This window comes from Paenibacillus sp. J2TS4 (assembly GCF_018403245.1).
Lineage (GTDB): Bacteria > Bacillota > Bacilli > Paenibacillales > NBRC-103111 > Paenibacillus_L.
Window position 1 is genome coordinate 122,338 of the sequence record NZ_BOSH01000013.1, and the last position, 20,853, is coordinate 143,190.

A 20,853-nucleotide genomic window follows, 5' to 3' on the forward strand; every position below is an offset into this window, starting at 1 on the left:
GGGAGGGGAAGCGGGATGAATCATCCGTTTGAACGTAAAAATATTCGCGGAGAGCGGCTGGCGGAATTTCTGCAAGCTATCGGAGCTCAAGGCTTGGGGGAGAAAGAGCTTTTCTTTCTATGCATAGGGACGGATCGCTCCTCTGGCGACGCCTTCGGACCGCTGGTCGGAACGCTGCTGCGGGAAGCCGGATATCGGCAGGTGGCCGGAACGCTCGAGCAACCGTGTGATGCCGATACGCTGGAGCATTATCTGCAACAGATTCCCGACGACAAAATCGTGATTGCTCTTGATGCCTGTCTTGGACGGCAGTCCTCCTCCGTCGGCCTGTTTCAAGTGGCCACTGGGCCGCTCGAGCCCGGAAAATCGATGGGCTGCTCCTTGCCGAGCGTCGGTCATTTTAGTATTGCGGCCATCGTCAACCGCAATGAAGGGCAGCCTTATCGCGTCCTGCAGACGACTTCGCTGCACCTCGTACTGAGAATGGCCCATCAGCTAGTCGAGGCGGTAAAGGAAGCTTTTCCACTTGCCTCCTCTGTCGTTTCCCCTGCGAAACCAGCCCGAACCTTTCGGGAAGCGGACGAAACCTGCGGGGCTGCCGGCACCGAGAACCTCGGTGACATCGCAAGCATCGATGTCATTTCCATTCCCCGATACATTCCGGGTCGTCGTTAGCGACTTGTCCGACACGGGGATGAACGGGATAGGCCGTCATTTCCTCTGCTGGATACGGAACAAGCAGATTCGAGAGAAGGTTTGGATCACTAATGTTCCGATCCAGCCATATCGCTTCGCTCGCGGGAGTGAGAATGGCTGGCATCCGGTTATGAATCGGCTGAACCAGCTCGTTAGGAGGGGTGGTGATGATGGTGACGGTACTGATTTTGCCTCCCTCTGGAGAAATCCAGGTATCGTACAGACCCGCCATCGCGAATAAGCCTCCGTCTTTGCGAGTGATGCGCATCGGCTGTTTGCCTCTCTCGAGTTTCTTCCACTCATAGAAGCCGTCCGCGGGAATGAGGCAGCGCTTCCGCTGGAAGGAATTGCGGAAGGACGGCTTGTCCTGCAAGGTTTCCGCCTTGGCGTTGATCGTTTTGAAGCCGATTTTATCATCTTTCGCCCAGGAGGGGATCAGCCCCCAGCGAAGCGTTCCGATTCTTCGTTCGCCCCGATGCTCGATAATAGCATGAATAGCCTGCCCCGGGGCCGCATTATATTTCGGCATATATTCATAAGGCAGCGGTACTACTCCAAGCCGCCCGAAGATTTCCTCCAACAGAACTGTAAGTGTAAATCTTCCGCACATATCTATCCCTCCAATCTATCTAAATTCTATCTATTTTATAAAACCGATGAACTTCGATGAGAAATATAAATAAATGGATAGTTATTTCCCTTTCGTGATCAAGGGAGCCCCTTGCAAAGCTTAAAGACCTGCAAGAGTCAGGCTGTTGAAATAGCCTTAATGTTGCTCAGATCGTTCCCAGTACAATGAAGTAGATGTAAAAATCAGACTGTTGAAAAGGTGCTTTTTGGACAAAAAACTATCCATGAAAAAGCGCGTAGATACTGGGTTTTTGTACCGCTATTTTTGCAGAAAACGGGGTTTCTCAACAATCTGATATCTGCATCTATTTTGTCGTGAACGCCTTAGGTGTTCAGCTCCGAAGCCGAAAATAAAACACTTTCATTTTTATAGCAAGTATTTATGTCGGGGTTGTCCATTCATGTAGAATGACTGCCAGCTTGTCGTCAAGCTCAATTATCCTTAAACAAAATTAAACTATTAACGGTTATCGATGTCAATGTGCGGAGCAGGGGAACATGGAATGATGTCCAAGTGGCTCACAGGATCGAGCTATCATCTACTAGTGAGAGATTAATGGGTCTTTTTAGCGGTTGGTGGCGAATGGAGCGGGATAAAATTAAATAGAGGTTTACAAAATTCGCGTTCTTTTTTAACGATAACCGATTAAACTGGATACCAACGGTTTAAATTACAACGACAGCTAGAAAGGGAGTTGAAGTTATGCCACAAATTAACCATATTCATTATGCGACGGATAAAGGGGAAGTTTATTGTTGTTTGCGCAACCGCGTGGTCCGGTTGGACGAAGATCATCGCTCCCGGTTTTGCAGCAGCTGCAAGATGTACAACGGGGATGCCGGGGGGCGCGGGGTAGAATGTCTCTGGGACGATTTGCGAGACGTGAGCGATCCCCACTTGGTGACGGACCCCCACAAGGAGTGGGCTGCAAATCAAAAGCGTAAAGATTCCTCTTATCCTGACACGAGGATGTCTTCTTTGGCGATAACTTAATTACGAATAAAGGCAGGAAGACAGCAGGAAAGTGAACAAGGGAAGCTGAAAGAAATTTGGAAGGATTATAAATAATCGATAATAGTTAAAATATCCAAAAAACCAAAAAAACCAAAAAAAGGGTGAAGAATCAACCCTCGAATAATTTTTTCCGCATACCATATGTACACTTTAACCTGAACCTATGCACTCGATTGAAATCCATCTAGACCAGGCATAAAAAACGACGAATCCAATCGTGAGAACAAGCATAAGAACAAGCATAAGAAAAAAGGGCTTCATCTTGAAATCAGTGCTTGACGCCCAATCTCCTCCTACCTAATGGACTTTATCGGATTTTATGCAGGGACTCCAGCCATACCAGTTGGACGATAGCGCCGCTAAACCCAGTTGGGAAGTGGGAGGTAGTGCCCCTAATCCAGTCGTTGCCCAATGGGAGGTAGTCTCCCTAAATTTTGCAGCTGCCACATAGGCAGAATTGAGGTGCAAAAGTGCCTCTTAAATCCAACCATTTCCCGAAAACGGGAATTGAAGTGCAAAAGTACCCTTTAATTTAATGAAATCGCCCAATTTTAACAAAACTTAGAAAATATGGAGCATTTTTACACCTTAATCTCAAAAATGGTTAAAAAGGTAGAATTAGGGTGCATAATTGCACCTTAATTTTGCTTTCCTACCCGACTACGGCACTAGATTAAAAGCATGGCACCTTTCGCATCGTATCCTTCTTATGGAGCTAGTTGGCATCGTTTTTTCCTCACACCGCCATGTGCCGTCATAGCTGGCACACGCTGCTATGCGGCATGACGGCGGGGATCCCTCATGCCGCATAGCATACGGCGATACGCCCTATAAGAACTGCAGCAGATCCCCGGCAAGCATCGACGCCGGGGATCGCCGCTCTGCCGCTGCGCGGTCGCCCGCCGCGCCATGCAGCCACACGCCGTAGGCCGCCGCCTGCTCGGCGGTCAGGCGCTGCGCGAGCAGGCCGGCAATGACGCCGGCGAGCACGTCGCCCGTCCCGCCGGTGGCCATCCCGGGATTGCCGGTCGTGTTCACGTACACGACCCCATCCGGGGTGGCGACGACGGTGCGGGCGCCTTTGAGCACGAGCGTCACGCCGTGCTCCTCCGCGTAGCGGCGCGCGAGGCCGACGCGGTCGCGCTGCGCCTCGGCGATGCTGATTCCCGCCAGCCGGGCCATTTCGCCCGGATGGGGGGTCAGCACCGTCGCCGCTTCGCGCTTGCGCCACGAGGCGAAGTCCGGCGCGTCGGCGAGCATGTTGAGCGCGTCGGCGTCCAGCAGGAGCGGGCACTTGGCGCCCTCCCAGATGGCGCGCAGCCACTGCACGTCGTCGCCGTAGCGGCCCATGCCGGGGCCGATGGCCAGCGCGTCGCGGCTCTCCGCCAGCGACAGCACCTGCTCGGCCGACACCTCGGCCCAGTCGCCGTGGCCGGCGTCAGGCAGGCCGGCGAGCATCGCCTCGGGCAGGCGCCCCAGCAAGTGCCGGACGAGGCTGGCCGGCAGCGCCCATGTGGCCAGCCCGCATCCGGCGCGCAGCGCGGCGCTGACGCACAGGAGGCCGGCTCCGCTCATGCGCAGATTGCCCGCGGCGATGAGCACATGGCCGTACGTCCCCTTGTGCGAATCCTCCGCGCGGCCGCGGCTTGGACCGGGCGCCAACCGTTCCGCCAGCGTCCGCTCGGTCAGGAGCAGCGTTCGGACGCCGCGCTCCTCCGCCAGGCGGACGGGGATGCCGATGGAGCGTACGACGACCTTGCCGGCCATGCCGCTGCCGGGGAACTGGACGAGCCCCCGCTTCAGGAAGGCCAGTGCGACGGTCTTCGCTGCAGCGATGCACGGGTCGTGAGTCTGGCCCGTATCGGCGTCCAGCCCGCTCGGAATGTCGATAGCGACGATCGGCAGACCGCTGGCATTAGCTTCCCGGATGAGGGTGGCATAAGGCTCCCGAGGAGTCCCGCGGGTTCCTGTTCCGAGCAGGGCGTCGACGATGCCGTCATAGGCTTCCCAGCGAATCTCGCCAGGCCGGTACTCGAACATGGCAAGGCCGAGTTTGCCGGCAACCTCGTGCTGAACGGCCATATCTGCCGAGAATAACCCGGCGGGCTCGGTCAGCGCGATCTCCACATGGACACCCATATCGGTGAGATGTCTGGCGGCGACCAGCCCGTCGCCTCCGTTATTGCCTTTGCCGGCCAGAATAAGCCAGCGTTGCGCGCGTCTGGCCGGCTGCGCCTGGATCGTGGCGAACACCTCCTCGGCTATTGCCCGGCCGGCATTTTCCATGAGCGCAAGCGCTGGCAAACCGATATGTTGAATGGTATGCTCGTCTAACTGGCGCATTTCTTCAGATGTTACAATATACATCATGGAATCTCCCTTGATTGATTATGTTAATGAAATCGATAACGGTTGAACAAAAACAGTATACCGGAAAATAGCGGTCAGCACTATGCTCAATCCAATATGCTTATTTTATGGAGAGCAGGAGGAAGACAAAAAAAAGATGCAGCCTGGCAGGCTGCACCCCATCTTGCTAGCAGCGGTGGTTACGAATGAGAACGATGGTGTTGGACGTCCTGAGCCTAATGCGAAATCCGTTTCTTAGGAGACACCGGATAGCGACGATGACGGAACGTCCCTCTCTCAAGAAACGTTGGCAAGGCCGTGCCGAACCGATGACACAAACGCCGGTAATGATCGCCACACCCCTTACGACTCTAAAAGTAAGGGTAACAACATCGGGTCTAGTCATAATTTGTCACCTCACTTGCTATGAAGTTACTAATAGTAAATGCGCAAATGAAAAAGAAGGTAACGGACAAACATCCGTGTAGCGGGAAAATCCGCAGGAAATGGGTTGGACAATAGGAGAGAAGGATATGGTAGAATAGAAATCGGCTGTTTTCCTTTACTTTCAGTAGAGGGGCGATACATGATAGAATGGAAACAATATAGCTTATCGATTTCGAATTATGTGGAAGAAGGAGAATCCTATATGGTCATTAAACCGAAATTCAGAGGATTTATATGTACGACTGCTCATCCGGCGGGCTGCGCTCATCATGTTCGGCAGCAGATTGATTATGTGAAGGGGCAGAAGCCGGTACAAGGCCCTAAGAACGTTCTCGTCGTTGGAGCTTCTACAGGATACGGACTGGCTTCCCGGATTACGGCTACTTTCGGCTCGGGCGCGCGGACAATCGGCGTCTTCTTCGAAAGACCGGCCGCCAATAACCGGACCGCTACCGCAGGCTGGTACAACACGGCCGCTTTCGAGAAAGAAGCCTCCGAGGCCGGTTATTACGCCAAAAGCATTAACGGAGATGCGTTCTCCAATGAGATCAAACAGCAGACGATTGACTTGATCAAGCAGGATTTGGGGCAGGTTGATCTGGTTGTCTATAGTCTGGCTTCTCCCAAACGGGTAGATCCGGAGACGGGCGAGGTGTATTCTTCGGTTATTAAGCCGGTAGGCGCTTCCTACTCGAATAAGACGGTCGATTTCCACAGTGCGGCAGTGTCCGATATTACTATTGAGCCGGCAGCCGAGCAGGAGATCGAGCATACGATCAAGGTCATGGGCGGCGAGGACTGGGAGCTGTGGATGGACGCATTGAAGCAAGCGGGAGTGTTGGCTGAAGGAGCGGTGACCGTAGCCTATTCTTATATCGGTCCGGAGATCACTCATTCCATTTATAAGGAAGGGACGATTGGACTGGCCAAGGACCATCTGGAGGCTTCCGCTGGCCGAATCCGCGAGCAGCTTCATGATTTGGCAGGACGCGCATTCATTTCGGTGAATAAGGCGCTGGTCACCCAATCCAGCTCGGCGATTCCGGTCGTACCTCTGTACATATCCCTGCTATACAAGGTGATGAAGGAGAAGAATTTGCATGAAGGTTGCATCGAGCAGATGTACCGTTTGTTTGCCGAGAGGCTCTACGCTGATTCTACCCCGGTGGACGATCGGGGTAGAATCCGAATTGACGATTGGGAAATGAGAGAAGACGTGCAGCAAGAGGTGCTTGCCCTATGGGAGCGGGTGGACTCGGAGAACATCAAATCCATTTCGGATATCGAAGGCTTCCGCAGCGAATTTTTCAACCTGTTCGGCTTTGAATTTCCAGAAATTCCGTATGAAGCGGAAGCAGAGCCGGATGTAGTTATTCCAAGTATTCCTGCTGCAGAATAGTATAAGAGCGGGATCGTACAACACCGATAGCCAGAGTTAGCGAAGTTGTGGACTCGTTACTCGCATTATAGCAAGCCCGTTCCTTGAGTGCAGGAGCGGGCTTTTCGAATGGACTGATTTTTATTAATCTACTGTATTTTAGCAGTCAATCCACAATCACCTCCACCAGACCGGGCCAATAGCCGAAAATAGTTGGGTGAAAGGCCGCCCCCATGTTCTAGCAGCCGAAAATAACTGGGCCAAGGGTTTGGCCGAAGCCTGCGCACATTATTGATCGGACTTGAGCTGCGCTTCGTTTTTTAAATAAAAAATGGCGATTTGCGTCCGGTCTCGCAGCTCCAGCTTATGCAAAATTTCCGTAATGTAGTTTTTGACTGTCCCTTCGCTGAGAAACAGGGCGCCGGCTATCTCTTTATTGGACAGACCTTCAGCTATTTTTTGCACGACTCTCCATTCCGCCGCCGTCAGTCCCCAGTCTTGAGGGGCCTTCTTCTGTATGCGGGCATTCCCGTCCGGGGAGCGCAAAAAGCTGCTCAGCTTTTTGGCAATATCGGGATGAATGAGCATATTGCCCTGGGCCACCGCCTTGATTCCTTCCAAAATGCGGTCCGGGGACACATTTTTCAGCATATAGCCGTTAGCCCCGTTCTTTAAAGCCTCGATAATATAATCATCGTCGTCGAAGGTCGTCAGAACGAGAATGCGAATGTCGGGCTCCCGTTCTTTAATCAGCCTCGTCCCTTCGACACCGTCACAATGCGGCATCCGAATATCCATCAATACGACGTCGATTTGCCCCGCATGGCCACAAACATATTCATAGGCCTGTCTGCCGTCAGCGAGTGCCTCGGCCACCTGGACCGATTCATTCATTTCAAGAATAAATTTTAAGCTTTCCCGAATAAACGGGTCATCATCGACCAGCAACACACGGATTGATTCCATTCCTCCATCCCTCCTTATCTGTTCTGTTATATCACCAGGATCTTATGAATTGGCGATAGGATGCGGCAGAATAGTCGTGACGGTAAAAGGAGGCCCGGATTCCACAAGAAGCTCGCCTCCCAGCAGCTTGACTCTTTCCTCCATTCCGCTTATGCCCAGTCCCCGCTGTTTTTGCGGGTTCTCCTCCGGGAGCTTGCCGTCATTGCTTACGCTTAACATGATTTGTTGCGGCTCATAGTGCATCCGGATATCGATCGACCGGGCGTCCCCATGCCGGATCGCATTCGTGATCGCTTCTTGCGTATTGCGGTACAGCGCGAATTCCACACTTGGATAAAGCGAATAGGGGATTCCGGATGTTTCCAGCCGGACAGGCAGTCCAAAATAAGCCGAAGCCTCGTCCAGAAACTTATGAAGGGAATACTGACTGCGGATTTGCTCATTCGGCTGCAGCTTGCGGACCGTGCGGCGAAGGGCTTCCATGCTCTCACCCAATTGGTCCCTAACCTGATTCATGAGTTCAGCCGATTTGTCCGGTTGAGGCCCGGACAGACGGATGGCGGCTTCCATCATCATTTTTAAACGAGTTATGGAATGCCCCAGATCATCATGGAGATCATGGGAGATTCGGTTTCGTTCTTCCATCTGAGAGAACAACTGGACTTTGCGGGCATAGTCTACTAATCGCGAGCGAGCTTCTTCCAATTCGTAATGCTTGCGGCGCAGCTCGTCGTACAGCTGCTCCACTTCCTGTTTCTTACCCGAGGTCGAGGCCAGCCCGTGCAGCAGGATGGCGAATGCGCCAAACAGGATATGTGTTCCAGCTATTAAGGTAATGGAACGCTCCTCTAACGAAATAGCCAGGGCTGTCCAACACAGCCCGACCGCCAGCAGACGGGGCCAGGTGGAGGGACGCCCGGCTTGGACAAGTAAAATCAATGTAGCGAAAAAGGTGAGGAAGTACAGCCCGCCATATCGTTCGTTCAGCCAAACCGATACTGCCAGCTCAAGGAGGAGTAACAGGTGGAAGCCCTGCTTCCACTTGCCCGCTAACTGAGCGATCCAAAGCAGCAGCAAGGCCCAGAAGGTGAACACCGCGTAAGTGTCGGGCCTGATCTGTCCAATAAACAAGGTGCCCAGAGCAGCCGTCGCGATGAATGAGTATCTGAGCCAAGTTAACGGATAGCTCAACCGGCTTCCTCCTTCCAAAGTATCCATACGCAAAATGTTTAAGCAAAATTATAGCACAGGACGGTTTCGCTGACGTACCTATTTATCCAGGCTTATTTCACTTCATGACTTAAGTCACCTCGGCAGGTGACTTCGGCTACCTTATTTCCGCCGGCAACCGAGCTACAATAGAAGTATGAGCAGAACAGACTGTGGTCAGGGCCGGGAGGAGATAGACGATGAGTTTTATTCATATCAAAAATGCCGTTAAACGATACGATACGAAGCTGTCGGTAGATCATTTGAATTTATCTATCGAGGAAGGGGAGATTTTCGGATTGCTGGGGCCTAACGGAGCCGGCAAAAGCACGACGATTAAAATGCTGTGCGGACTGACCCTTATCGATCACGGAGAAATTACGGTAGATGGAGTTTCCGTGGCGAAGGCTGCATTCAAGGTGAAGAGCAAGCTTGGGCTTGTTCCGCAGGAACTGGCTATATACGAAACATTAAGCGCCCGGGAAAATGTTACTTTCTTTGCCAAGCTGTATGGTTTAAGAGGACAGGAATTACAACGGCAGGTGGATGAGGCGCTCGCCTTCGTCGGTTTGATTGACAAAGAGAACGACAAACCGGCTACTTTTTCCGGCGGAATGAAGCGGCGGTTGAATATCGCTTGTGCCATCATGCATCGTCCGAAGCTCATTATTATGGATGAGCCGACCGTAGGAATCGATCCTCAATCGCGGAATCATATATTAGAGTCGGTTCGTGAGCTGAATCGGCTGGGGAGCACCATTATTTATACCAGCCACTATATGGAAGAAGTGGAAGCGATCAGTACCCGGGTAGGCATTATGGATTACGGCCGGCTCATCGCCTGCGGGACCCGGCAAGAGCTGATCGAGCAGGCCGCCCAGGAGGAGAAGGTGGTGATTCTGACCGATAGCAGCGTGAGCGAGGCTGCGATTCAAGAGCTGGAGCTTCATCCGATGATTGAAAGAATTGTTCGTGACGGGCGGACTATTGAGGCGTATTCCAAATCTACACAGGCTTGCCTGCAGGATATTTTGTTCGTGCTTTCCAATCATCAAGTCAAGATTCAATCGCTCAACCGGGTCGAACCCGACCTGGAATCGTTATTCCTGCTGTTGACTGGCCGGACGCTTAGAGACTAATAGGAATGGAAACCGGAGGTGATGGCGATGCGGTTCTTTGTTGTGGCGCAGTATGAGATGAAACGGATTTTACGGAATGGATCCACCTACTTCATCCAGTTATTGCTTCCGTTGCTGCTGATTTTTATATTAGGCTCAGCCCTGTCTTCTTTTATTAATCCGGATAAGCCGACAGAGGAAGTAAAGGTGGTTGTCGTCAGTCAGGATCAAGGGCATTTACAGCAAGGGCTGGACCAATTTCTGACCTCTGAGGGCATAAGCGAACGACTGAAGGCAGAATATGCGGAAACAGAAGAGGAAGCTTTAAGCCAGCTTAAGGAAGGGGAGGCGGATCTGACCGTCTTCATTCCGGCCGGATTCAGTTCCTCCGTCCTGGCTGGACAACCCGCGGAGTGGAGGATGCTAACCGGACAGGATTCAGTAAGAAGCTTAACTGCCCAGATCATGATGCAAATCTATCTGGAAGAGACGAACCGGATGCAGGCCGCGGCAATCGTGTTGGGGCAGCCGGAAGCCCAAGCTGTCTTCGCGGCGGCGGCAGAGAAGGTGGAGATGAAATACGCAGACTATGTTTCTTCCTCAGCTCTGGGCAACGGATCGACAGAGTATACCGCTTTCCAATATTACGCTGCCGCTATGCTCATCATGTTTGTATTGTATGCCGGCCTGTCGGCGGCCACCAGCCTTGTGAATGAAAGGGAAGCCAATACTTTGCTCAGATTATCTTCGATGCCTGTTCCTGTTCGTTCCATTATCTTCGGGAAAATCGCTGCCAACGGGCTGGTCACTTTCATACAAGTGGTCCTTATTATTGTGCTGACCGGGTGGCTGTACGGGGTTCACTGGGGCACCCGCCCCGGGTGGCTGATGCTCATCTCCTTATTGATCGTGATAGCATCGATGAGTCTCGCCTTATTGATCAGCAACTTGGCCAAAGATTCCAAGCGGACAGCGACTATATTTAATGTGATTATAATAGTGATGACTTTTTTAAGCGGGGGCTTTACTACAGCCGGAGCTGTGGTGGAATCACTGGGCAAATTAACGGTGAGCCACTGGGCGTTTCAAGGCATTCTCCGCATCATGCTGGATGAAAGCACGCAAAGCATTATTTATTATATAGCCGTATTGGCAGCTATATGTGCAGGCTTGCTTGCGGTTGCTCTATTAACGTACCGGAAGGCGGGGTCATATGAATAGCTTGTACATAGCGGCGAACATCATAAAGCGCACAGTCGGGCGCGGTAAAAGCCTCCTTATCTTTCTTATGCTGCCTGCCCTTGTTGTTTCGCTGGTCGTGGCTCTGCTGGGAAACAACGGGATGGATGCCCGGGTGGCCTACATCAATTTGGATGAGGGAGCGTTCGGCGAGCAGCTTATAGACGGACTTAAGGCTTCCACAGGCTATTCATTCCATAAGCTGGAGAAGGCGGACGCCCTTCGCAATGAAGTGATGGATAAGAAGAGCAAGGCGGGTTTCGTTATTCCCCCCGATTACACCGACAGGCTGTTAAGCGGAGAGTCGCCTAAGATCGAGTGGCTGGAGCTGGAAGTATCGGGAACCGGCGTGTTGGTAAAGTTGAAGCTAAACGAGCAAATAGGAGGGATGATCAGAACATACCGGTTGGTCGACAGTCAGGTCGCCGCCCCCGAAGAAGCGGAATCACTTCTGCAGCAGGTGCTGGCTGAACAGCGGAAGAACAAGATTCGGGCCGTTGTTGAAGACTCCGGACTGCATGTCAACCAGGCGGTGTCCACCTCGATAGGGATGCTTATTATGTTTATAATGACGCTGGTTAACAGCTCTGTCTTGACCATTCTGGATGATCGCACAAACCGGACAATGCAGAGAATGTATACGGCTCCGGTCCGTTCCTATCAGATTACGCTGGGGAATTTTCTAGGCAGTCTCTGTCTCGGGACCGTCCAGATTGGGTTGATTCTTCTTTTTGCCCGGTACGTTCTGCGCTTCTCGTTCGGAGTCCCGCTGCTTTGGCAATGGCTTATTCTGGAATGCTTTTTGTTAGCTGCTCTCGGAATTTCCCTGGCGGTGGCTGGAATCATTCGCAACCGAAATAATGTAGCCACGATTCAATCTTTGATCGTCACTCCGACTTGCATGCTCGGGGGATGCTTTTGGCCGATCGAAATTATGCCGGATTATATGCAAAAAGTGGCTAACGCGGTCCCGCAAAAATGGGCTATTGAAGCCATAAAACGGTTAGCCCAGGGCGAAGGTCTGCCGCAAATCGCTTACCACCTCGGAATCCTTGGTCTGTTTGCCATCCTACTGCTAGGCTTCGGCTCAGCGGTGCTCAGGCCGAGCGAAACGGAAACCTCTTAGTTTCACGAATAGCTTGTTCATTAGCACCTTGCCGCTGCTCGGTAAGGTGTTTTATTTCGCAATACTGCTTTATTATAGTCCTGACATGTTCGCAGGAGTACGGTAATACCAGAGGCGAGATCGGTTTGTGCATTAGGCTCAGGGATCGGAAGAGCTGGTGAGTATTTCGTTAAAGTTGGACATAGCACGGACATTCGAGGGTGAAGGTTGCATAATGAGAGGCATAGCGTTATCATTTGGATAATAAAGGAAGTCGGTTCATGGAGGGATTTCCAATGGCCAGGCCTTTGTTATTTATAGCTGAGTTGTTGAGAATAATTGTCATTCTGGTGTTAGGAGCCGCTTTGCTGTGGCAAGTGGAACTAGCCTTGTATGATTGGGTAAATATTGAACTGGTTTCCTATGCATGGGTAGTTGGCTTGGCGAATGTTATATTAATTTTTATCCTTTATCGAAACCGGCTTCAGTTTAACGGTTGGTATACCAGTGCCCGTGCCGCCAAATTACCACTGCCTGTCACGATATCTGCATTAGCGCTTTGTGCTGTTCTTTTGATGATTCCCTTGGCCGGAGCCGTCATTGGTTTAGGGTGATCATTCGTAACTCTGGAGCCGACGACTCATTCTGACTATCGGGCCCGGATATTGCAGTACGTTGCATGTTGCTTGAATTTTCTATACATTAGTAGGGTAGAACTGCAGGGAAGAGGGTTGCTGGAATCAGGTTAGAGCGTGGAAAGGTGCATTTTTTTGAATTGACAAGGATGCATCTATATTATTGGAATTATAGTCATAATGGATGGTATAGAGGCTGAATGTAAAGAGGAGTATAGAGAAAAGGTCTGGAGGAACTGACATGATCCAATTGAAGACACCGGAAGAAATCTCCAAGATGAAAAAAGCGGGGGAACTGGTGGCTGCCTGTCATCGCGAAATCGCCAAGCGGATTCGTCCGGGAACGACAACATGGGAGATTGAAGAATTCGTAGAGCAATTTACAAAAGAGAATGGGGCGATCCCTGAGCAAAAAGGCTATCATGGTTACCCGTACGCTACATGTGCATCGGTTAATGACGTGATTTGTCATGGATTTCCAAAGAAGGAGCCTTTGAAGGAAGGGGACATTGTTACGATTGATATGGTATTCAGTGTGGATGGGTGGATGGCGGATTCCGCCTGGTCCTATCCAGTTGGAAGAGTAAGCGAGGAGGCGCGCGCGCTGCTGGAGACAACGAAAGAGGCGCTGTACATCGGAATAGAGAAAGCAGTCATAGGCAACCGGATCGGAGATGTTTCGAACGCTATCCAGACGTTCTCGGAATCACAGGGCTATTCGGTTGTCCGTCAGTTTATCGGGCATGGCATCGGGCAAGTCATGCATGAAGACCTGCAGGTTCCTCATTACGGTCCCGCAGGCAGAGGTCCCCGCTTGAAGGAAGGCATGGTCTTCACCATAGAACCGATGCTCAATATCGGCAGCTACGCGGCCTGGATAGAGGAAGACGGCTGGACCGCCAGAACGATAGACGGAAGCTTGTCCGCACAATATGAGCACACGATCGCGATCACGAAGGAGGGGCCTCTCATTCTTACAGATCAGGCGGTGCGTCCATAAGTATCTATTCTGAACCCGAAGGGGCCCGCTGCTTGCTGGCTCTACCTGGAGTTAACAAAGAGGCTGCCCGATAGAAGGCGCCTCTTTGTTCGTCCAGGCCCGCAATGTAATGCATAAGTCCCTATCAGCCTCCGAATGATTCGCGAAACGCTCTGGATAGAGTGCCCGCATCCACATTCCATAGGGAAGCAATTTCCGGACACACATTTTGTTCCCACCAGTCGGCCAGCACTTTTCTTTTGCTGCTGTTTTCATGAATCCAGAGCAAATGGGCCATCACTTTATGATAATAAATTTCTTCCGCTCTGGATACTTGCTCGGGGGGAATCCAGACCTTGAGTTTTTTAATGGTCCGATAGAGCTCCCGGCTGCAGGCTCTGCGAATCGTCCTTGCGGTGGCCGGTGTTTTCTGATGCGGTTCCTTATTCGGCTTCATCGTATGGATTTCACCTGCCCTTTTTCCAGCCTACACAAGCAGAATATGCAGCAGAAGGGAAGGCGGCCACTTAAGCGTCTAGTCTACAACGATATAGGCGATCATCGGACCATGATGGGCGATATCCGGATGAGTCAAACAAAGAAGCCGGTAGATGCCCTCCTTGTCAGCTTTGAAGGGAACGATCGTTTCCTTGCCCTTTTTCACTTCGCCTTTAATGTTTGTCCCCTCGATAATAAACGGGTGGCTGGCGCCGTTCACACCAAAAATACTCAGGTTGACCGTTTCCCCTTTTTTGATATAGATGTTTCCCGGATCCCAACGGTAAGCCTCAATTTCTTTGCCGTCCTCGGTTGTAGATTTGAACTCTCCGGTCACCATATGGATAGTCCGGGGTTGTCCGGGACTGCCGGATACCGCCTGCGAATCTTTGCTGTAATTGTAAATCAATCCGCCCATAGCAGCGGACGCGAGAAGAGCCGTCACGATAACGATTTTCTTTTTGCTCAGAACAAAAGCTTTAAACATCCGCGGGGCCACATCCTTTGAATAGTTTTGTATCATGGTATGCGGGATGGATCAGGGACATGCCTAAACTGTCTTAAATCGATGGACAAAATGATAGACAAATCGATTGACAAAGCCATGGAAGGCGTGATATAACTGATTCATTAATCTTTATCGCTAAAAAGCACAAAAGCCAGAAAGCATAAAAGCTAAAAAGCTTAAACGTGCGAAAATATGCAAAAAGTAAAATCAGTTGGTTTGGGGGAAGAAATTGATGAAGAATCCGTGCAAAATTTTGGATTGTACTATTCGGGATGGCGGTTTGGTCAACAATTGGGAATTTAGCGTGGAATTTGTCCGCGATTTATATAAGGGCTTGAACGAGGCCGGAGTCGATTATATGGAGATTGGTTATAAAAATTCGCCCAAGCTGCTTAAAGGAGCGGATTCCGGACCTTGGCGTTTTCTGGACGAGAGCTTTCTGCGCGAAGTAATTCCGGAGAAAGGGAGGACGAAGCTGTCCGCGCTCGTTGATATCGGACGTGTTGACGAGAACGATATATTGCCGAGAGAGCAGAGCATGCTCGATCTGATTCGGGTCGCTTGTTACATTAAAGATGTAGACAAAGCGTTGGAGCTGGTAAATAAGTTTAATGGAATGGGCTACGAGACCAGCCTGAATATTATGGCTTTATCCCATGTTCTGGAGCATGAGCTGGTCGAGGCATTTGCCGAGATTGCTCAGAGTCCGGTAGATATCGTATACATTGTCGACTCCTATGGAAGCATGGATTACAAGGATGTCGAGCATCTGGTTGATAAATTTCAGAAGCTGCTTCCTGGCAAACAGCTCGGGGTGCATACGCATAACAATATGCAGCTCGCTTTTTCCAACACTCTGGCCGCTGCGAAGAACGGGGTCGTCTTTCTGGATTCCTCCGTATACGGAATGGGCAGGGCAGCCGGAAATTGTCCGACCGAGCTGTTGGTCAGCCATTTGAAGAATCCTAACTATAATCTGCGCCCGGTGCTGGATATTATCGAGAGACATATGATTCCGATGAGGCAGAGATGGGAATGGGGATACATCATTCCCTACATGATTTCGGGGGTTCTTAACGAGCATCCGCGGGTAGCGATGGCCCTTCGCGGCAGCGAACAGAAGGATAACTACGTTGAATTTTACGATACGCTGACCTCTCCTGAGACGGTTGCCGCCGCTAAATAAGATCCTTTTCAAGGAGCCTCCTGTTTACGACAGGGGGTTTTTGCTGTTTTTGCAAGTCGAATCGGTTCTGGTCTTATCTAGGTGTTTCTGCATGTGGAAGCCGCAGCCTCGGATACGAGACTGTTCTTTTTTTGGCGTAAAAGAGTATGTATACTATAAAAGTGGACAACACTCTATAGGCTAAGGTGTTCAAGAGGCTATAAAGAAATAGGGAACAAGAGGTTTGAAGCTTCGGATGTACTTTCTTTCCGAATGGTATGGATGCTTATCTTTATTTGACGTATGTATATTACAAATTTTCGCCAGGGAAAGTGGGTTGCAAATGTCAGAGCTCATTAATGAACTTCTGCAAATTATGACCTCGATGGGATATTGGGGAATCATGATTGGCTTGATGATTGAAGTCATTCCGAGTGAAATTGTGCTGGCCTATGGAGGTCTGCTCGTCTATCGGGGGGACGTTACTTTTGCGGAAGCGGTCATTTTCGGGACCATTGGCGGGACAATCGCGCAAATCTTTGTTTATTGGATCGGCCGGTACGGGGGCCGGCCCTTTCTGGAGAAGTACGGCAAGTTTTTGCTTATTAATAAGAAGCATATAGATGTGGCGGAAGCATGGTTTAACCGCTACGGAACGGGAGTTATCTTTACAGCGCGCTTCATTCCGGTTGTACGGCATGCCATCTCCATACCGGCGGGCATCGCCAAAATGCCCTTAAGCCGCTTTGCATTGTATACGACTCTGGCGGTCATTCCTTGGAGCATTCTCTTTGTCTTTCTCGGGGTAAAGCTGGGAGAGCTGGGCAAAAGCTTCGAGCAAATCGGCGATATTGCCGGACCTTATGTACAGCCGTTCATTTGGATTTCTGTTATTCTTACGCTGCTGTACATCATTTATAAAATAGTGCGCAAACGTCAGTCCGGGGCTAATTCTGAACTATCCGGCAACGTGGGCGCAGCTTTTTCTCCTAAACCAGGGACCACCGAGGATAAGGCTCCAGGCACCGCTCAAGGCAAGGCACAAGATAAGACCCGGGACACGGCTCAAGGCACCACTCAAAAAATGGTCCGCGACATCCCCCAAGGAACCGTACTAATTAATGGCTTGGGAGAGGAGTATCTAGTTTTTAATTCCCAAAGTATAACCGGGGGCAGCAGCACGCAGGTGGTGGATCAACTGGTCATCGGGCCTAATGGCATCTTTCACCTGTTAACGAAGGATTGGTCCGAAGAAATTCGCCTTACCCCCAAAGGAGCAAGGCTGGGCACGGTTGATCGGTATGAAGACGTTACGGGTCCGCTCTATCGCAATGAATATGTGTTGAAGAAGCAGCTTCGCTCTAATAGGCTGGAGGCTGACGTTGTTGGTCTGCTATGGTGTGTTAATCCCGATTGCCGGCTGGAAGGAAAGCTTCCTGCTTTTGCGGCTGTGAAGGCGGAGCAAATACTTGATTTTATTAGAGGCTATAAACCAAAAAAACGATTGTCCTCCGATCAAATAGGACAAATTGTCCGGGTGATCGAAGAAGGGCATGGTGCAAGTTAATGATCGTTGGCTGGACTCTGCTGAACATTTTGATACAATTAAGATAATGCACTTTTATTTGAATAACATTTGACGGAGGTAGGACGAATGGCTAAAAATGTAGCGGATAAATTTGGCAAAGGGATTACACCTCAACAGTTTATAGACGGAATGGAGAAAAACAAGGATAAATTTACAGACTGGTCCGAACAATTCGCGTGGAGAAATGAAGAGGATAAGCAATTTTTCCAATCGTTACGCAGCCGGGAGGATGTTCGCTGCTTGATTCTGATGGCTGAATGGTGCGGTGATGTTGTCCGTAATGTGCCGGTAGTCTTTCGCGCCATGGAAGAGAGCGGGATTCCGGTTGAAGTATTGATCATGGAGCAGCATATGGAAACGATGGATGAATTTCTGACAATGGGCGGACGGGCCGTTCCGATTGTCATCTTTGCGGACAATAACGGAGCGGTGCTTGGACAGTGGGGACCGCGTCCTAAGCATGTTCAAGCCATCATGATAGAATTTAAAAAACATAACCCGGATCGGGAAGCTCCCGATTACAACGATAATATCCAGGTGGCCCGTCAGGAAATGCTTAAGCAGTATGGAGAAGGGACCGGCTACCAAGATGTTATTGTAAAGGAATTGCGCGAGCTGCTGTCGACATTCTGAGCGGTTCATCCAAGAACAGGAGCGGGATAATCATGAACATAGAAGTAATGGCACTCGGGCCGCTGCAGACGAATGCCTATCTGCTGACGGATCCGGATCGGACCAAAGCGGTCGTCATCGATCCGGGGATGAATCCCGAGCAGTTGATTCGCAAGCTGGGCGATCTGGAGGTGGAGGCTATCTTGCTGACCCATGCCCATTTCGACCATATCGGCGGAGTGGATGAAATTCGGAAGCTGAAGCAATGTCCCGTCTATTTGCACGATGCAGAAGCGGATTGGCTGACGAATCCGATGAAGAATGGCTCAGCCAGGTGGCCGGAAATCGGAGGACCGATAGTAACCGATCCGGCTGAAATTGCGCTGGATGACGGACAGAAGCTGGAGTTTCTGGGGCACACCTTTCAGGTGCTGCATACACCGGGACATTCTCCGGGCAGCGTAAGTTTTTTGGTCGGTGGGCATTTATTTGGGGGAGACGTTCTTTTTCGGTTATCCGTCGGAAGGACCGATCTTCCGGGAGGAAGCTGGAACGACTTGATGGATTCGATTCACAGCAAGCTGTTCGAGCTGGACGATGCGATACAGGTCTACCCCGGGCATGGCCCGAAGACGACGATCGGTTATGAGAAGGAAAACAACCCTTATTTGTAGCATTAAATTAGAGTGTAACAGCGATAAATCACATCATCGTAACTGTCGCGCCATGTGAAGAAGTCGGTGCCAAGCGCGAAGCATGGAGTATGAAGCATGGAGCATGGAACATGGAGTATTGCATCATGTGGAATAACTCTGAGCTAAGCGTAAATCGTCGCATGAAGTGACGGTGTGCAAGGATGTCTTGAAAGCAGACAACTGCTTTTGAGGCATCCTTTTTTTATCCTTGCAGAGACGGCGATGCCCAGCCCGAGCCTTTCCAATCACCTTCTAACCTAATGGAGGAGGATTGAAGTGCAATAATGCCTCTTAAATCCAACCTTTTTCACGAAAAGGGCATTGAAGTGCAAAAGTACCCTCTAAATGGGCTAAATCCTCGTTTTTATTAAAATCGTGGAAAATAGAGCGCATTTTCACACCTTAATCTCAAAAATGGCTAGAACTATAGATTTGGGGTGTACAATCGCACCTTATTTTGTTCTCCTCCCTAACTCCAGGCCACTTGCCAAGATCTTCAAAGCAAGCACCTTTCGCATCGTATCTTTCTTGCGAAGCCTGTGACACCGCCACTTAAAAATGAAGCCCAGTCTATGACCTGGTAGAACAAAACATGAATTACCCTGAGGCATTGATTGAATTATAAGGATTTATAAGATTTACGCTTATAATCATGCTTATAATTCACCGCGAAACGTCTGTCCTCCGTTAAAGGACGGAGACAGCCGTTTACGCTTGTACATAAGATTGACATGGATCATAGATTAAAGTATGATTTAATCAAACATTTGATTAAATTAAACGTTTGATTAATTTAATCTGTCGGTACAGGAGGGAAAGACATGATTCAATTGCTGAAACAATTTTTTAAACAGAGAACGACGATCACTGGGATTGCGGTAGCTATCTTGTTCCAGCTTGTTTTCAGTGTGGTGTGGATGACAGGATACAAGGAAGTGAATGACCGGTTCGATCAATTGCGCCTGGTCATCGTTAATGAAGATCAAGAGGCCGGCGCCATCCTTGCCGATACTCTTGCTCAGTCCCTGCCTTTTCACACGGAGATTGCTGCTGCGGCGGCAGATGCCGAGAGCATGCTCATTGAACGGGCGGCTCAGATGGTCATTACGATCCCGTCCGGCTTCCACGAACGGTTGGGCCAGCCCGGAGGAGGGTCGATCCCCCTTTCGTTTACTATTAACGAATCCAATCCTTCGATGATCAAAAGCATTATGCAAAATGTGGCCTCAGAATTAACGGCGACTGTTGATCTTCAGGCAACAACGGCAGGGGTTCAGGCTGTGCTGAAGCAAGCCGGAATGCCGGAGGAGCAAGCTCGGGCGGTTAGCAGCGGAGTGACGGGACGAGTAGCCAAAGAAATCCATAGTCTGTATCCTGTCGAGAGAATGTCAGATTCTATGGTGCCGCTAATGATGGTGCTCGCTTCATTCGTCGGTTCCATGCTGTTCTCTATGAATTTGATGCAGTCCATGCAAGGGATCGGAACAGGCTACAGTAAATGGAGCAAATATTTCGTGCTGCTTCTTCTCAGTGTAGGAACGGCTGTGACCGTGTCGGCTGTCGGCACTACGATGGTTATGCTGTTGGGAGATACCTACAGCAGTGGATTTGGATCGGTGTGGGCTTTCCAAATGCTGTTTCTACTAGCCTTCATCGTTTTCACACAAATGTTCGTTCTGCTGTTTGGAATGGCCGGAATGCTGTTCAATATTATAGGTCTATCGGTTCAACTGGTGACGTCCGGCGCTCTCGTTCCCACCGTGCTGCTATCCGATACGTACCGTCAAATCAGTGAATACCTGCCGGCAACTTATGCGGTCGAGGGAGTGATGAATCTGTTATTCGGAGGGGATGGAATCGGGTCTGCAGTCCGCATGCTCATCGTTATCATGCTCGTGAGTATCGTGGTAGGAGCGGCCGCTGTAGCTCTGCGCGGATTTAGCAGAGAGGCCGCATCGGCAGAACGGGCCCCGGTATGAGGGAGGAAATTTGGCGGGCTATTGCAACGAGCCTTGAATACA

General features: G+C 50.5%; 18 protein-coding genes and 1 pseudogene. 13 read left to right on the forward strand and 6 right to left on the reverse strand.

The window, feature by feature from the left end; translation table 11 throughout:
• The first annotated feature begins 15 nt into the window (after nucleotides 1-15).
• Nucleotides 16-675, forward strand: a complete 660-nt coding sequence (gene yyaC, locus KJS69_RS22830; RefSeq protein ID WP_249730673.1) for a spore protease YyaC — start codon at nucleotides 16-18, stop codon at nucleotides 673-675.
• Here yyaC and KJS69_RS22835 read toward each other — a convergent pair.
• Nucleotides 638-1,306 carry an SOS response-associated peptidase gene (locus tag KJS69_RS22835; protein ID WP_213586103.1) on the reverse strand — a complete coding sequence of 223 codons (669 nt, stop codon included), beginning with the start codon at nucleotides 1,304-1,306 and terminating at the stop codon, nucleotides 638-640. The two genes, yyaC and KJS69_RS22835, sit on opposite strands and share 38 nt — an antisense overlap.
• Before the next feature lie 723 nt (nucleotides 1,307-2,029).
• Between KJS69_RS22835 and KJS69_RS22840 the strand changes: the two genes are divergently transcribed.
• On the forward strand, nucleotides 2,030-2,320 hold the full coding sequence (locus KJS69_RS22840; RefSeq protein ID WP_213586104.1) for a hypothetical protein: 291 nt from the start codon (nucleotides 2,030-2,032) through the stop codon (nucleotides 2,318-2,320).
• Nucleotides 2,321-3,169: 849 nt separating this feature from the next.
• Here the strand turns inward: KJS69_RS22840 and KJS69_RS22845 are convergent.
• Nucleotides 3,170-4,708: an NAD(P)H-hydrate dehydratase gene (locus KJS69_RS22845; RefSeq protein WP_213586177.1), complete on the reverse strand. Its 1,539-nt coding sequence runs from the start codon at nucleotides 4,706-4,708 to the stop codon at nucleotides 3,170-3,172.
• Nucleotides 4,709-5,339: 631 nt separating this feature from the next.
• On the opposite strand from KJS69_RS22845, the gene fabV reads away from it, so the two are divergent.
• Nucleotides 5,340-6,536 carry an enoyl-ACP reductase FabV gene (gene fabV, locus KJS69_RS22850; protein ID WP_213586178.1) on the forward strand — a complete coding sequence of 399 codons (1,197 nt, stop codon included), beginning with the start codon at nucleotides 5,340-5,342 and terminating at the stop codon, nucleotides 6,534-6,536.
• A gap of 267 nt (nucleotides 6,537-6,803) precedes the next feature.
• Here the strand turns inward: fabV and KJS69_RS22855 are convergent, their stop codons facing one another.
• On the reverse strand, nucleotides 6,804-7,481 hold the full coding sequence (locus KJS69_RS22855) for a response regulator (RefSeq protein ID WP_213586105.1): 678 nt from the start codon (nucleotides 7,479-7,481) through the stop codon (nucleotides 6,804-6,806).
• A 42-nt stretch (nucleotides 7,482-7,523) separates the two neighbouring features.
• Complete coding sequence (locus KJS69_RS22860) at nucleotides 7,524-8,672, reverse strand: sensor histidine kinase (RefSeq protein WP_213586106.1); 1,149 nt, start codon at nucleotides 8,670-8,672, stop codon at nucleotides 7,524-7,526.
• Nucleotides 8,673-8,890: 218 nt separating this feature from the next.
• Here KJS69_RS22860 and KJS69_RS22865 point away from each other — a divergent pair, with 218 nt between their 5' ends.
• The 5 genes from KJS69_RS22865 (at nucleotide 8,891) to map (ending at nucleotide 13,787) form a co-directional block, all read left to right on the forward strand.
• Nucleotides 8,891-9,829, forward strand: coding sequence for an ABC transporter ATP-binding protein (locus tag KJS69_RS22865; protein WP_213586107.1), 939 nt, complete (start codon nucleotides 8,891-8,893; stop codon nucleotides 9,827-9,829).
• A gap of 27 nt (nucleotides 9,830-9,856) precedes the next feature.
• Nucleotides 9,857-11,029 (forward strand): ABC transporter permease, encoded by a 1,173-nt coding sequence (locus tag KJS69_RS22870; protein WP_213586108.1) that lies wholly within the window; start codon nucleotides 9,857-9,859, stop codon nucleotides 11,027-11,029.
• On the forward strand, nucleotides 11,022-12,173 hold the full coding sequence (locus KJS69_RS22875) for an ABC transporter permease (RefSeq protein WP_213586109.1): 1,152 nt from the start codon (nucleotides 11,022-11,024) through the stop codon (nucleotides 12,171-12,173). The genes KJS69_RS22870 and KJS69_RS22875 overlap by 8 nt, the downstream gene beginning before the upstream one ends.
• A 275-nt stretch (nucleotides 12,174-12,448) precedes the next feature.
• On the forward strand, nucleotides 12,449-12,766 hold the full coding sequence (locus KJS69_RS22880) for a hypothetical protein (protein WP_213586110.1): 318 nt from the start codon (nucleotides 12,449-12,451) through the stop codon (nucleotides 12,764-12,766).
• 262 nt (nucleotides 12,767-13,028) lie between these two features.
• A complete protein-coding gene (gene map / locus KJS69_RS22885) occupies nucleotides 13,029-13,787 on the forward strand; it encodes a type I methionyl aminopeptidase (RefSeq protein ID WP_213586111.1) in 759 nt (252 codons plus the stop codon).
• A gap of 124 nt (nucleotides 13,788-13,911) precedes the next feature.
• Here map and KJS69_RS22890 read toward each other — a convergent pair whose 3' ends face one another.
• Nucleotides 13,912-14,223 carry a dehydrogenase gene (locus KJS69_RS22890; protein ID WP_213586112.1) on the reverse strand — a complete coding sequence of 104 codons (312 nt, stop codon included), beginning with the start codon at nucleotides 14,221-14,223 and terminating at the stop codon, nucleotides 13,912-13,914.
• 78 nt (nucleotides 14,224-14,301) lie between these two features.
• A complete protein-coding gene (locus KJS69_RS22895) occupies nucleotides 14,302-14,751 on the reverse strand; it encodes a cupredoxin domain-containing protein (protein WP_213586113.1) in 450 nt (149 codons plus the stop codon).
• 253 nt (nucleotides 14,752-15,004) lie between these two features.
• Between KJS69_RS22895 and KJS69_RS22900 the strand changes: the two genes are divergently transcribed.
• The 5 genes and pseudogenes from KJS69_RS22900 to KJS69_RS22920 all read left to right on the forward strand — a co-directional run bounded on the left by KJS69_RS22900 (nucleotide 15,005) and on the right by KJS69_RS22920 (nucleotide 20,811).
• Nucleotides 15,005-15,958 carry an aldolase catalytic domain-containing protein gene (locus KJS69_RS22900; RefSeq protein ID WP_213586114.1) on the forward strand — a complete coding sequence of 318 codons (954 nt, stop codon included), beginning with the start codon at nucleotides 15,005-15,007 and terminating at the stop codon, nucleotides 15,956-15,958.
• Nucleotides 15,959-16,280: 322 nt separating this feature from the next.
• Nucleotides 16,281-16,877: pseudogene (uptA, locus tag KJS69_RS29815) on the forward strand (undecaprenyl phosphate transporter UptA); the annotation flags it as partial.
• A gap of 714 nt (nucleotides 16,878-17,591) precedes the next feature.
• Nucleotides 17,592-18,158 carry a thioredoxin family protein gene (locus tag KJS69_RS22910; RefSeq protein WP_213586116.1) on the forward strand — a complete coding sequence of 189 codons (567 nt, stop codon included), beginning with the start codon at nucleotides 17,592-17,594 and terminating at the stop codon, nucleotides 18,156-18,158.
• Nucleotides 18,159-18,190: 32 nt separating this feature from the next.
• Nucleotides 18,191-18,811: an MBL fold metallo-hydrolase gene (locus KJS69_RS22915; RefSeq protein ID WP_213586117.1), complete on the forward strand. Its 621-nt coding sequence runs from the start codon at nucleotides 18,191-18,193 to the stop codon at nucleotides 18,809-18,811.
• Between the two features lie 842 nt (nucleotides 18,812-19,653).
• On the forward strand, nucleotides 19,654-20,811 hold the full coding sequence (locus KJS69_RS22920) for a YhgE/Pip domain-containing protein (RefSeq protein WP_213586118.1): 1,158 nt from the start codon (nucleotides 19,654-19,656) through the stop codon (nucleotides 20,809-20,811).
• Nucleotides 20,812-20,853 lie beyond the last annotated feature (42 nt).